This window comes from Streptomyces glomeratus (genome assembly GCF_021462825.1).
GTDB lineage: Bacteria > Actinomycetota > Actinomycetes > Streptomycetales > Streptomycetaceae > Streptomyces > Streptomyces glomeratus.
Genome location: NZ_JAKEEB010000020.1, coordinates 87307 through 100121 on the forward strand (window position 1 = coordinate 87307; position 12815 = coordinate 100121).

General features: G+C 69.4%; 12 protein-coding genes. 11 read left to right on the forward strand and 1 reads right to left on the reverse strand.

The features are described 5' to 3' along the window. The first annotated feature begins 8 nt into the window (after positions 1–8). The 11 genes from pdxS to LZ604_RS22655 all read left to right on the forward strand — a co-directional run bounded on the left by pdxS (position 9) and on the right by LZ604_RS22655 (position 11774). Positions 9–920 (forward strand): pyridoxal 5'-phosphate synthase lyase subunit PdxS, encoded by a 912-nt coding sequence (gene pdxS / locus LZ604_RS22605; protein WP_234517251.1) that lies wholly within the window; start codon positions 9–11, stop codon positions 918–920. A 13-nt stretch (positions 921–933) separates the two neighbouring features. Then, entirely contained in the window at positions 934–1539 is a 606-nt protein-coding gene (gene pdxT, locus LZ604_RS22610) for a pyridoxal 5'-phosphate synthase glutaminase subunit PdxT (RefSeq protein ID WP_234517252.1), read from the forward strand. Between the two features lie 75 nt (positions 1540–1614). Continuing rightward, positions 1615–2367, forward strand: a complete 753-nt coding sequence (locus LZ604_RS22615; RefSeq protein WP_234517253.1) for a YebC/PmpR family DNA-binding transcriptional regulator — start codon at positions 1615–1617, stop codon at positions 2365–2367. A 143-nt stretch (positions 2368–2510) separates the two neighbouring features. Beyond that, positions 2511–3041, forward strand: coding sequence for a crossover junction endodeoxyribonuclease RuvC (gene ruvC / locus LZ604_RS22620; RefSeq protein ID WP_234517254.1), 531 nt, complete (start codon positions 2511–2513; stop codon positions 3039–3041). Then, positions 3038–3643 carry a Holliday junction branch migration protein RuvA gene (ruvA, locus tag LZ604_RS22625; RefSeq protein WP_234517255.1) on the forward strand — a complete coding sequence of 202 codons (606 nt, stop codon included), beginning with the start codon at positions 3038–3040 and terminating at the stop codon, positions 3641–3643. The genes ruvC and ruvA overlap by 4 nt, the downstream gene beginning before the upstream one ends. A gap of 37 nt (positions 3644–3680) precedes the next feature. Next, the gene (ruvB, locus tag LZ604_RS22630; RefSeq protein ID WP_234517256.1) at positions 3681–4787 is read left to right on the forward strand and encodes a Holliday junction branch migration DNA helicase RuvB; all 1107 of its coding nucleotides are present in this window, start codon (positions 3681–3683) and stop codon (positions 4785–4787) included. A 163-nt stretch (positions 4788–4950) separates the two neighbouring features. Continuing rightward, positions 4951–5439 carry a preprotein translocase subunit YajC gene (gene yajC, locus LZ604_RS22635; RefSeq protein ID WP_234517257.1) on the forward strand — a complete coding sequence of 163 codons (489 nt, stop codon included), beginning with the start codon at positions 4951–4953 and terminating at the stop codon, positions 5437–5439. 141 nt (positions 5440–5580) lie between these two features. Beyond that, the gene (gene secD / locus LZ604_RS22640; protein WP_234517258.1) at positions 5581–7371 is read left to right on the forward strand and encodes a protein translocase subunit SecD; all 1791 of its coding nucleotides are present in this window, start codon (positions 5581–5583) and stop codon (positions 7369–7371) included. Between the two features lie 3 nt (positions 7372–7374). Continuing rightward, positions 7375–8475 carry a protein translocase subunit SecF gene (secF, locus tag LZ604_RS22645; protein ID WP_234517259.1) on the forward strand — a complete coding sequence of 367 codons (1101 nt, stop codon included), beginning with the start codon at positions 7375–7377 and terminating at the stop codon, positions 8473–8475. Next, positions 8472–9020, forward strand: coding sequence for an adenine phosphoribosyltransferase (locus LZ604_RS22650; RefSeq protein ID WP_234517260.1), 549 nt, complete (start codon positions 8472–8474; stop codon positions 9018–9020). Before secF ends, LZ604_RS22650 begins: the two co-directional genes overlap by 4 nt. 237 nt (positions 9021–9257) lie before the next feature. Next, positions 9258–11774, forward strand: coding sequence for a RelA/SpoT family protein (locus LZ604_RS22655; protein ID WP_234517261.1), 2517 nt, complete (start codon positions 9258–9260; stop codon positions 11772–11774). A gap of 332 nt (positions 11775–12106) precedes the next feature. Here LZ604_RS22655 and LZ604_RS22660 read toward each other — a convergent pair whose 3' ends face one another. Further along, positions 12107–12592: a hypothetical protein gene (locus LZ604_RS22660; protein WP_234517262.1), complete on the reverse strand. Its 486-nt coding sequence runs from the start codon at positions 12590–12592 to the stop codon at positions 12107–12109. Between the last annotated feature and the right edge of the window lie 223 nt (positions 12593–12815).

A 12815-nucleotide genomic window follows, 5' to 3' on the forward strand; every position in this document is an offset into this window, starting at 1 on the left:
TCGAACCCGTGTCCAGCACGCTCTCCACCCCCCAGACCCCCGAGACCGGCACCGCCCGCGTCAAGCGAGGCATGGCCGAGCAGCTCAAGGGCGGGGTGATCATGGACGTCGTCACGCCGGAGCAGGCGAAGATCGCCGAGGACGCGGGGGCTGTCGCAGTCATGGCCCTCGAGCGGGTCCCGGCCGACATCCGCAAGGACGGTGGCGTCGCCCGCATGTCCGACCCGGACATGATCGAGGGCATCATCGACGCCGTGTCCATCCCGGTCATGGCCAAGTCCCGGATCGGCCACTTCGTCGAGGCGCAGGTGCTCCAGTCCCTCGGCGTCGACTACATCGACGAGTCCGAGGTCCTCACCCCGGCCGACGAGGTCAACCACTCCGACAAGTGGGCCTTCACCACGCCGTTCGTCTGCGGCGCCACCAACCTGGGTGAGGCCCTGCGCCGTATCGCCGAGGGCGCCGCGATGATCCGCTCCAAGGGCGAGGCCGGCACCGGCAACGTCGTCGAGGCGGTCCGCCACCTGCGCCAGATCAAGAACGAGATCGCCCGCCTGCGCGGCTTCGACAACCACGAGCTGTACGCCGCCGCCAAGGAGCTGCGCGCCCCGTACGAGCTGGTCAAGGAGGTCGCCGAGCTGGGCAAGCTCCCGGTCGTGCTGTTCTCCGCCGGCGGTGTCGCCACCCCCGCCGACGCCGCGCTGATGCGCCAGCTCGGCGCCGAGGGCGTGTTCGTCGGATCCGGCATCTTCAAGTCCGGCGACCCGGCCAAGCGCGCCGCCGCCATCGTGAAGGCCACCACCTTCTACGACGACCCGAAGATCATCGCCGATGCGTCCCGCAACCTCGGCGAGGCCATGGTCGGCATCAACTGCGACACCCTCCCCGAGACCGAGCGCTACGCGAACCGCGGCTGGTAAGGCACCGGTACACATGAACACCCCCGTCATAGGCGTCCTGGCCCTCCAGGGCGACGTACGGGAGCACCTCATCGCCCTGGCCGCGGCCGACGCCGTGGCCAGGCCGGTGCGGCGCCCCGAAGAGCTCGCCGGGGTCGACGGCCTCGTCATCCCCGGTGGAGAGTCCACCACCATCTCCAAGCTGGCCGTCCTCTTCGGAGTGATGGAGCCCCTCCGTGCGCGCGTGCGCGACGGTATGCCCGTCTACGGCACCTGCGCCGGCATGATCATGCTCGCCGACAAGATCCTCGACCCGCGCTCGGGTCAGGAGACCATCGGCGGCATCGACATGATCGTGCGCCGCAACGCCTTCGGCCGGCAGAACGAGTCGTTCGAGGCAGCGGTCGACGTGCGGGGCGTCACGGGCGATCCTGTGGAGGGCGTCTTCATCCGCGCCCCCTGGGTCGAGTCCGTGGGTGCCGGGGCCGAGGTGCTCGCCGAGCACGACGGCCATATCGTCGCGGTCCGCCAGGGCAACGCGCTCGCCACCTCGTTCCATCCGGAACTGACCGGCGACCACCGCGTGCACTCCCTGTTCGTGGACATGGTGCGCGCCGATCGGACACCGGAGTCCTTGTAGGATCTCTGGGGGTCCCCCAGCCGTTCACGCCCGGGGGAGTTCGTACAGGACGGGTTACGCGAAGGAGACAGGCAGATGTCCGGCCACTCTAAATGGGCCACGACGAAGCACAAGAAGGCCGTGATCGACGCCAAGCGCGGCAAGCTCTTCGCGAAGCTGATCAAGAACATCGAGGTCGCGGCCCGGACGGGCGGTGCCGACCCCGACGGCAACCCGACGCTGTACGACGCCATCCAGAAGGCGAAGAAGCAGTCGGTCCCGAACAAGAACATCGACTCGGCGGTCAAGCGCGGCGCCGGCCTGGAGGCCGGTGGCGCCGACTACGAGACGATCATGTACGAGGGCTACGGTCCGAACGGTGTCGCGGTGCTCATCGAGTGCCTCACCGACAACCGCAACCGCGCCGCCTCGGACGTCCGTGTCGCCATGACCCGCAACGGCGGCTCCATGGCCGACCCCGGCTCCGTCTCGTACCTGTTCAACCGCAAGGGCGTCGTGATCGTCCCCAAGGGCGAGCTGACCGAGGACGACGTCCTGGGTGCCGTGCTCGACGCGGGCGCCGAGGAGGTCAACGACCTCGGTGAGTCCTTCGAGGTGATCAGCGAGGCCACCGACCTGGTCGCGGTCCGCAGCGCCCTCCAGGAGGCCGGGATCGACTACGACTCCGCCGAGGCCGACTTCGTGCCGACCATGCAGGTCCAGCTCGACGAAGAGGGCGCCAAGAAGATCTTCAAGCTGATCGACGCGCTGGAGGACAGCGACGACGTGCAGAACGTCTTCGCCAACTTCGACGTCAGCGACGAGATCATGGAGAAGGTCGGCGCCTAGAGCCGCCCAGAACCGAGCGGGCCGACGGGACACCACCCGTCGGCCCGTCGCTTTGCCGTCCGTTGTCAGTGGCACCCGATAGCCTGCACGAACCGGGGGTACCGCCCAGCGGTGGCCGGGAGAGAGCGAAGGGAGGCACGGGGGTGCGCGTACTGGGGGTGGACCCGGGACTGACCCGGTGCGGCGTCGGTGTCGTCGAGGGCGTGCCCGGCCGGCCGCTGACGATGCTCGCCGTCGGTGTCGTCCGCACGCCCGTGGACGCCGACCTGGGCCACCGCCTCGTCGCCGTCGAACAGGGCATCGAGCAGTGGCTCGACACGCACCGGCCGGAAGTCGTCGCCGTCGAGCGGGTCTTCAGCCAGCACAACGTGCGTACGGTCATGGGCACCGCCCAGGCCAGCGCCGTCGCCATGCTCTGCGCCGCCCGCCGCGGCATCCCCGTCGCCCTGCACACCCCGAGCGAGGTCAAGGCCGCCGTCACAGGCACCGGACGAGCCGACAAGGCGCAGGTGGGAGCCATGGTCACCCGGCTGCTCCGGCTCGACGCGCCCCCCAAGCCCGCCGACGCCGCGGACGCCCTCGCGCTCGCCATCTGCCACATCTGGCGCGCCCCCGCCCAGAACCGACTCCAGCAGGCCGTCGCCCTGCACGCCTCGAAAGGCCGTACCGCATGATCGCCTTCGTCAGCGGCCCGGTCGCCGCCCTCGCCCCGGACTCCGCCGTGGTCGAGGTGGGCGGCATCGGCCTCGCCGTCCAGTGCACACCGAACACCCTCTCCGGGCTCCGGGTCGGCCGGGACACCAAGCTCGCCACCTCCCTGGTCGTCCGGGAGGACTCGCTGACGCTGTACGGCTTCGCGGACGACGACGAGCGCCAGGTCTTCGAGCTGCTCCAGACCGCGAGCGGGGTCGGCCCGCGCCTGGCCCAGTCGATGCTCGCCGTCCACTCCCCGGACGCCCTGCGCCGCGCCGTGGCGACCGGCGACGAGAAGGCCCTCACGGCCGTGCCCGGCATCGGCAAGAAGGGTGCCCAGAAGCTGCTGCTGGAGCTGAAGGACCGCCTCGGCGAGCCGACCGGCGCACCCGTGGTCGGCGCACCCGTCACCGCCGGCTGGCGCGACCAGCTGCACGCCGCCCTGATCGGCCTCGGGTACGCGAGCCGGGAGGCGGACGAAGCCGTGGCCGCGGTCGCCCCGCAGGCCGAAGCCGCTCAGGGCGCCCCCCAGGTCGGCGTGCTCCTCAGGGCGGCCCTGCAGACCCTGAACCGCGCCCGCTGAACCGGCCGCGCCCCCACGAGACACCGAGGCACACTCCATGAACTGGGACGACAACGCCGACACCCCCGCCCCCGAGCGGCTGGTGGGCTCTGTCGCGGACCGTGAGGACCAGGCCGTCGAGGCCGCTCTGCGCCCCAAGGACCTGGACGAGTTCATCGGCCAGGAGAAGGTCCGCGAGCAGCTCGACCTCGTGCTGCGCGCGGCACGCGCCCGGGGTGCCACCGCCGACCATGTGCTTCTGTCCGGCGCCCCCGGACTCGGCAAGACCACCCTGTCGATGATCATCGCGGCCGAGATGGGCGCCCCCATCCGCATCACCAGCGGCCCCGCCATCCAGCACGCGGGCGACCTCGCCGCGATCCTGTCCTCTCTCCAGGAGGGCGAGGTCCTCTTCCTCGACGAGATCCACCGCATGTCCCGGCCCGCCGAGGAGATGCTCTACATGGCGATGGAGGACTTCCGGGTCGACGTGATCGTCGGCAAGGGCCCCGGCGCCACCGCCATCCCCCTCGAACTGCCGCCGTTCACCCTGGTCGGCGCCACGACCAGGGCGGGCCTGCTGCCGCCCCCGCTGCGCGACCGCTTCGGCTTCACCGCGCACATGGAGTTCTACGAACCCGCCGAGCTGGAGCGCGTCGTCCACCGCTCGGCGAGCCTGCTCGACGTGGAGATCCACCCCGACGGTGCGGCGGAGATCGCCGGGCGCTCCCGCGGCACGCCCCGCATCGCCAACCGGCTGCTGCGCCGCGTGCGGGACTATGCGCAGGTCAAGGCCGACGGAGTGATCACGCGTGAGATCGCGGCGGCTGCGCTCAGCGTGTACGAGGTGGACGCGCGGGGCCTGGACCGCCTCGACCGTGCCGTCCTGGAGGCTTTGCTCAAGCTGTTCGGCGGCGGTCCCGTGGGGCTGTCCACGCTGGCGGTCGCGGTGGGGGAGGAACGTGAGACCGTGGAAGAGGTCGCCGAGCCTTTCCTGGTCCGGGAGGGCCTGCTCGCCCGCACCCCGCGCGGGCGCGTGGCCACGCCGGCCGCCTGGGCGCACCTCGGGCTCACCGCTCCGCACGGCGCGAGTGGGGGACCGACCGGGGCGAGGACCGGGGGGACGACCGGGGGGAACGGACAACAGGACCTGTTCGGGGCGTGACGGCGCGGTACTCGCACGGGCAGGAACCCCGGTGCCATGCTGGGCGTTGTTCCATGCGTGCGGACTCGCTTAGACTCCGCCGATGCCGCCTTTGCGGGCGGTGCCGACCACTCTCATCCACCAGGCCGCCGATCGAGCGGTCGTGCGAAGGAAATTCCGTCCCGTGAATACCTTGACCCTTCTCCCGTTCATCGTGCTCATCGCGGCCATGTTTCTGATGACGCGCTCGGCCAAGAAGAAGCAGCAGCAGGCCGTTTCCATGCGGAACCAGATGCAGCCCGGCTCCGGCGTCCGCACCATCGGGGGCATGTACGCGACGGTCAAGGAGGTCAACGAGGACACGGTCCTCCTTGACGCCGGCCCGGGGGTGGAGCTGCTCTTCGCCAAGAACGCGATCGGCGCCGTCCTCACCGACGACGAGTACAACCGCATCGTCCACGGCATCGAGCACGACCTGAAGGTCGACGCCGCCGTTGTGCCGGACGACGCCTCCTCCCTCGCCGAGACGGACGAGCCCGCCGCCGACGCCTCCGCCGACAAGGCCGTCGACCTCGGCAAGAAGGACGCGGACGCCGTGGCCGATGAGACGCCCGCCGCAAAGGCCGACGAAGCAGAGTCGAAGAAGACCGACGGCGAGTCCGACGCGAAGTAGTCACGCCCTGGGCGCACGGCGGGCAGCGCTCGTGCCGTATGCGTCCCGGGACGTGTCGTTCCCGCACGGAGTCCCGACACCATGTCATGGCCGTCCGCGTGCCGATCAGGCGCCGGGCGGCCCGAGAGGGAGTACGAGAAGGTGGCAGCACCGAAGAAGGGCCGGAGCGCGAGCGCCCAGAGCAAGCCAGGGCGCTCGCTGGTCCTCATCCTGATCGCCATCGCGGCGCTCACCGGGGGAATGTTCGCCTCCGGACACCCCACTCCGCGTCTCGGCATCGACCTCGCCGGCGGCACCAGCATCACGCTGACGGCGATCAACGAACCCGGCCAGCCCAACGCGATCAACAAGACGAACATGGACACCGCGGTCGACATCATGAACCGCCGTGTCAACGGGCTGGGCGTCTCCGAGGCGGAGGTCCAGACCCAGGGTGATCGCAACATCATCGTCAACATCCCCCGGGGCATGAACTCCAAGGAGGCCCGGGAGCAGGTCGGCACCACCGCGAAGCTCTACTTCCGTCCGGTCCTGCAGCGCGAGGAGTCCGGCGCCGCCACCCCGGCCAACCCGAGCGCCGGCGGCAGCGCCAAGCCGAGCGCGTCGAGCAGCGCCAAGGCGGGCGGCACGGGCAAGCAGACGTCCGGCTCCACCGCGACCCCGACGGCCTCCGCCACCACGCAGGGCCGCCCCGTCACCGACGCGCTGAAGGCCGGGTCCCCCACGCCGTCGGCGACCGGCTCCGCCACCCCCTCCGCGACCGGTTCCGCGTCCGCCAAGGCTTCCGCCAGCCCCTCGCCGTCCGCGAGCGGCGGGTCCGGCGACGCGGGCAAGATCCAGGCCCAGTACGCCGCCCTCGACTGCAGCAAGCCCGAGCAGCGCGCCACCGCGGGCAAGGGTGCCAAGCCCGGCGAGACCACCGTCGCCTGCGGCAAGGACGGCAACGTCTGGAACAAGTTCATCCTCGGCCCGGTAGCGGTCGACGGCACGGAGGTCAAGAAGGCCCAGGCCGTCTTCGACACCCAGGGCGCCGCCGGCTGGCAGGTCCAGATGACCTTCGACTCCAGCGGCTCGAAGAAGTTCGCCGACGTCACCAGCCGGCTGTCCAAGAACAACTCCCCGCAGAACGAGTTCGCGATCGTCCTCGACGACGAGGTCGTCTCCCACCCGTACGTCCGGACGGCGATCACCGGTGGCAACGCGGAGATCTCCGGCAGCTTCACCCAGACCGAGGCCCAGAGCCTGTCCAACATGCTGTCCTACGGCGCGCTCCCGCTCACCTTCAAGGAGTCGAGCGTGACCACCGTGACCGCGGCGCTCGGCGGCGAGCAGCTGCAGGCCGGTCTCATCGCCGGTGCCATCGGCCTGGCCCTGGTCGTGATCTACCTGGTCGCGTACTACCGCGGTCTGTCGCTCGTGGCCGTCGCGTCCCTGCTGGTGTCCGCGACCCTCACGTACGTGATCATGGCGCTGCTCGGCCCCACGATCCACTTCGCGCTGAACCTGCCCGCCGTGTGCGGTGCCATCGTCGCGATCGGCATCACCGCGGACTCCTTCATCGTGTTCTTCGAACGCATCCGGGACGAGATCCGCGAGGGCCGCTCGCTGCGGCCCGCCGTCGAGCGGGCCTGGCCGCGCGCCCGGCGCACCATCCTGGTCTCCGACTTCGTGTCGTTCCTGGCCGCCGCGGTGCTGTTCATCGTCACCGTCGGCAAGGTGCAGGGCTTCGCGTTCACGCTCGGCCTGACCACGGTCCTCGATGTGGTCGTCGTCTTCCTCTTCACCAAGCCGCTGATGACGATCCTCGCCCGCCGCACGTTCTTCGCGAGCGGACACAGCTGGTCCGGCCTCGACCCCAAGCGTCTCGGCGCCAAGCCGCCCCTGCGGCGCACCCGTCGTCCCTCCGCCCCCGTCGACCCGAAGGAGGCGTGAGAGATGTCGAAGCTCGGCAACCTCGGCGCCCGGCTCCACCGAGGCGAGGTCGGTTACGACTTCGTCGGCAACCGCAAGATCTGGTACGGCATCTCGATCCTGATCACCATCGCGGCCATCCTGGGCCTGACGGTGCGTGGCCTGAACATGGGCATCGAGTTCCAGGGCGGAGCGATCTTCACCACCCCGAAGACCAGCGTCTCGGTGGCCCAGGCCGAGACGTACGCCCAGGACGCCTCCGGGCACGCCGCCGTCGTGCAGAAGCTCGGCACGGGCGGCCTGCGCATCCAGGTCGCGGGTATCGACACCGGCAAGTCCGACCAGATCAAGGACACGCTGGCCAAGGACCTGAACGTCGGCTCCGAGCAGATCAACGCCGACCTGGTCGGCCCCAGCTGGGGCGAGCAGATCGCCAGCAAGGCCTGGCAGGGTCTGGCGATCTTCATGGTGCTCGTGGTGATCTATCTGGCCATCGCCTTCGAGTGGCGCATGGCGCTCGCGGCCCTGGTCGCGCTGATCCACGACATCACCATCACGACCGGCATCTACGCCCTCGTCGGCTTCGAGGTGACGCCCGGTACGGTGATCGGTCTGCTGACGATCCTGGGTTACTCGCTCTACGACACGGTCGTCGTCTTCGACAGCCTCAAGGAGCAGACGAAGGACATCACCAAGCAGACCCGCTGGACCTACAGCGACATCGCCAACCGCTCGATCAACGGCACTCTCGTCCGCTCCATCAACACCACCGTGGTGGCGCTGCTGCCGGTGGCGGGCCTGCTGTTCATCGGCGGCGGCTTCCTCGGCGCGGGCACGCTCAACGACATTTCGCTGTCGCTGTTCGTCGGTCTCGCGGCCGGTGCGTACTCGTCGATCTTCATCGCCACGCCGCTCGTCGCCGACCTCAAGGAGCGCGAGCCGCAGATGAAGGCCCTCAGGAAGCGGGTCCTCGCCAAGCGCGCCCAGGCCGCCACCCAGGAGGACCTGGCCGAGACGCGGACGACCGACGAGCCCGAGGACGCCACGCCCGCGGTCGTCGGCCAGCGCAACCAGCCCGCGTCCCGTGGCCGCGGTCGCGGCCGACCCTCAGGAAAGCGTCGATGACCGACACAACCGACATAAAGGCGCTGCTGCTCAGCCGCATCCGCGATGTGCCGGACCACCCGGAGCCGGGCGTGATGTTCAAGGACATCACCCCGCTCCTCGCGGATCCGGGGGCCTTCACCGCGCTCACCGACGCACTGGCGGAGCTCGTCGTACGGCACGGCGCGACGAAGATCGTCGGGCTGGAGGCCCGCGGGTTCATCCTCGGCGCCCCGGTCGCCGTCCGTGCGGGCGTCGGCTTCATCCCCGTCCGCAAGGCGGGCAAGCTGCCCGGAGCCACCCTCCGCCAGGCCTACGACCTGGAGTACGGCTCCGCCGAGATCGAGGTGCACGCCGAGGACCTCTCCGCGGCCGACCGTGTGATGGTCGTCGACGACGTCCTCGCCACCGGAGGCACCGCCGAAGCCTCGCTCCGGCTGATCCGCCGGGCGGGCGCGGAGGTCGCCGGGGTGTCCGTGCTCATGGAGCTGGGCTTCCTGGGCGGCCGTGCCCGTCTGGAGCCGGCCCTCGCCGGTGCTCCCCTGGAGGCGCTCCTTCAGGTCTGAGAAAGGGCGCGGACAGCTCTGCGACAGCTCTGAGACCAGTGCGGGACACCCCGGCGCAAGGCCGCGGAAGGCCGCCGTACACCGCGAGGCGGGCCCGGAGGAATCCGGCGCCCGCCTCGTGCGTTCCCCTGGTAACGGGCCGTCCAGCGGCCTGAGGGCGAGCCCGGAGCCCGGGATCGCTACCATGGGGTCTCCGGAACCTGACCGGGGGACCCGGATCGCGCACGAGGAGCCCTCTTGCCAGACGAGGCCCAGCACCTGACCGCCGCCAAGCCCGACCCGTCGTCGAAGGCCGCGGCCCAGCCCGCGCGCAGCGCGAAGGACGCCCCGCACGGGCCGGTGGAGCATGCCCAGTCGGCGCCCGTCGAGCCGGCCGCCGAGCGGCCGCGCCCCAAGCCGGCCCCCGAGCGCACCCCCGCGGTCCGTCCCGCCCCGGCCCCGCCCGCCCGCTCCGGTTCCTCCAACCGGGTGCGCGCCCGCCTCGCCCGTCTCGGCGTCCAGCGCGCCAACCCGTACAACCCGGTCCTGGAGCCGTTGCTGCGGATAGTGCGCAGCAACGACCCGAAGATCGAGAACTCCACACTCCGCCAGATCGAGCGTGCCTACCAGGTGGCCGAGCGCTGGCACCGGGGCCAGAAGCGCAAGAGCGGCGACCCCTACATCACGCACCCGCTCGCGGTGACCACGATCCTCGCGGAGCTGGGCATGGACCCGGCCACCCTGATGGCGGGCCTGCTGCACGACACCGTCGAGGACACCGAGTACGGCCTGGAGCAGCTGCGCCGCGACTTCGGCGACACCGTCGCGCTGCTCGTCGACGGCGTCACCAAGCTGGACAAGGTCAAGTTCGGCGAGGCGGCGCAGGCCGAGACCGTGCGCAAGATGGTCGTGGCCATGGCCAAGGACCCCCGCGTCCTGGTGATCAAGCTGGCCGACCGTCTGCACAACATGCGCACCATGCGCTACCTCAAGCGCGAGAAGCAGGAGAAGAAGGCGCGCGAGACCCTCGAGATCTACGCGCCGCTCGCCCACCGCCTGGGCATGAACACCATCAAGTGGGAGCTGGAGGACCTCGCCTTCGCGATCCTCTACCCCAAGATGTACGACGAGATCGTCCGCCTGGTCGCCGAACGCGCGCCCAAGCGCGACGAGTACCTGGCGATAGTGACCGACGAGGTCCAGGCCGACCTGCGCGCCGCCCGCATCAAGGCGACCGTCACCGGCCGCCCCAAGCACTACTACAGCGTCTACCAGAAGATGATCGTCCGCGGCCGCGACTTCGCGGAGATCTACGACCTGGTCGGCATCCGCGTCCTCGTCGACACGGTTCGTGACTGCTATGCGGCACTGGGCACGGTCCACGCCCGCTGGAACCCGGTTCCGGGGCGGTTCAAGGACTACATCGCGATGCCCAAGTTCAACATGTACCAGTCGCTGCACACGACGGTGATCGGCCCCAACGGCAAGCCCGTCGAACTGCAGATCCGCACGTTCGACATGCACCGCCGCGCCGAGTACGGCATCGCCGCGCACTGGAAGTACAAGCAGGAGGCCGTCGCGGGCGCCTCCAAGATCCGTACCGACGCGCCTCGTTCGACGGCCAGGGACAAGGACGCCGTCAACGACATGGCGTGGCTGCGCCAGTTGCTGGACTGGCAGAAGGAGACCGAGGATCCGAGCGAGTTCCTCGAGTCCCTGCGTTTCGACCTGTCACGCAACGAGGTCTTCGTCTTCACCCCGAAGGGCGACGTCATAGCGCTGCCGGCCGGGGCCACCCCGGTGGACTTCGCGTACGCGGTCCACACGGAGGTCGGCCATCGGACCATAGGCGCGCGGGTCAACGGCCGCCTGGTCCCGCTGGAATCCACCCTGGACAACGGTGACCTGGTGGAGGTCTTCACCTCCAAGGCCCCGGGAGCGGGTCCGTCCCGCGACTGGCTCGGTTTCGTGAAGTCGCCGCGTGCCCGCAACAAGATCCGCGCGTGGTTCTCCAAGGAGCGGCGCGACGAGGCGATCGAGCAGGGCAAGGACGCCATCGCGCGGGCGATGCGCAAGCAGAACCTGCCGATCCAGCGCATCCTGACCGGCGACTCGCTCGTGACCCTCGCCCACGAGATGCGCTACCCCGACATCTCCTCGCTGTACGCGGCGATCGGCGAGGGTCATGTCGCGGCGCAGAACGTCGTGCAGAAGCTGGTGCAGGCGCTCGGCGGCGAGGAGGCCGCCACCGAGGAGATCGACGAGGCCGTTCCGCCGACCCGGAGCCGTGGCCGCAAGCGGCGCCGCAGCCAGGACCCGGGCGTGGTGGTCAAGGGCGTCGAGGACGTCTGGGTCAAGCTGGCCCGCTGTTGTACGCCGGTCCCCGGCGACCCCATCATCGGCTTCGTCACCCGCGGCAGCGGCGTATCGGTTCACCGCACCGACTGTGTGAACGTCGAGTCACTGTCGCGCGAGCCCGAACGCATCCTCGACGTGGAATGGGCCCCGACGCAGTCGTCTGTGTTCCTGGTCGCGATCCAGGTGGAGGCGCTGGACCGCTCCCGGCTGCTGTCCGATGTGACCCGGGTGCTGTCCGACCAGCACGTCAACATCCTCTCGGCCGCGGTGCAGACGTCCCGCGACCGGGTCGCCACCTCCCGCTTCACCTTCGAGATGGGTGACCCCAAACACCTGGGCCATGTGCTGAAGGCCGTCCGGGGCGTCGAGGGCGTGTACGACGTGTACCGCGTGACCTCGGGACGCAGCCGGTCGTAGCCACGTCCCGGCAAGGGCCGCACGGTGGTACACACGCACATCGCTCGGCTGGGAAACCCCAGCCGAGCGATGTGCGTGTGCAGCTGCCTAATTGAGCAACGGCTTTCCCGTGGCGCGCTTCAGCGCGTTCGTCGAAGACGTACCGTATATTTGGCAGCCAAGAAAAGACCGGACCCGATGAGTAGGGCCCCCAAGGCGATAATCCATCCGGATTTCCCCGGCTCCGTTGACAGATATCCCACGCCGGCCAGAGCCAGCAGGATACCCAGAATGAGGCCTGAGAAATTTGCCCAGAGAGGCTTCATGTTTGACTCTCCTCCGGTCAGTTCTCTTTACGGAGTGCTGAATATAGGCCACAGCCCCGGGTTGCTGGAGTTGGCATGGGCGGGAGTCTGCGGTCCATACTTGACTACCGTATCAGTAAAGGTGATGGTACCGCTGGGGCCGCAGACGGGAAGCTTCTTGGCCAGGCAGGCCTGCAGTACAACCTTCCCCGTCAGGGTGTAGCCGGCCGCACTTCCGCTCGCATAGGGCTGGGTGAAGGCCATGTTGATTCCGAGAGCCTGACCCTGCACATTGTTGTGGCCGGACAGGGTTCCCGATGCGCTGACAAGATTACCCTTGCCATCGCGTACGGTGGTGACGACAAAGTCGATTTCTCCGGTGCGGGTGGACTTGTAGCCACCCCCGGGATAGAACCTGTAAACCTGGCTGGACGTCGTGTTTGCGGCGTATGCAGCCGGAGCCGTGAGGGCGACTCCAGCGGTGGCGGTCACGGCGGCCAGTGCGGCGGCAGTTATACCCCTGCGGATATGCATGTTCCCCGATTCCTTTATCAAGCCGAACCTGATGGTCGATGCTGTTCGGCGCGGCCTGGTCAAAGCCGCTGCACCGACACTAAAGGTCGAGTTGCTTCTCGGGCAACCTCGCTATACCTCAATTACTGCTCAAATTGCCCGGCATCGCGGCGGAAATTTATCGGAATGTACCGATTCAGCAAACCACGACGGATGGGCCCCGTGACGAGCCTCACGATCTTGA

Coding starts and splice junctions, on each gene's coding strand:
- pdxT (WP_234517252.1), top strand. CDS start 934: ATGAACACCCCCGTCATAGGCGTCCTGGCCCTCCAGGGCGACGTACGG.
- LZ604_RS22615 (WP_234517253.1), top strand. CDS start 1,615: ATGTCCGGCCACTCTAAATGGGCCACGACGAAGCACAAGAAGGCCGTG.
- ruvA (WP_234517255.1), top strand. CDS start 3,038: ATGATCGCCTTCGTCAGCGGCCCGGTCGCCGCCCTCGCCCCGGACTCC.
- ruvB (WP_234517256.1), top strand. CDS start 3,681: ATGAACTGGGACGACAACGCCGACACCCCCGCCCCCGAGCGGCTGGTG.
- secF (WP_234517259.1), top strand. CDS start 7,375: ATGTCGAAGCTCGGCAACCTCGGCGCCCGGCTCCACCGAGGCGAGGTC.
- LZ604_RS22650 (WP_234517260.1), top strand. CDS start 8,472: ATGACCGACACAACCGACATAAAGGCGCTGCTGCTCAGCCGCATCCGC.
- LZ604_RS22660 (WP_234517262.1), bottom strand. CDS start 12,592: ATGCATATCCGCAGGGGTATAACTGCCGCCGCACTGGCCGCCGTGACC.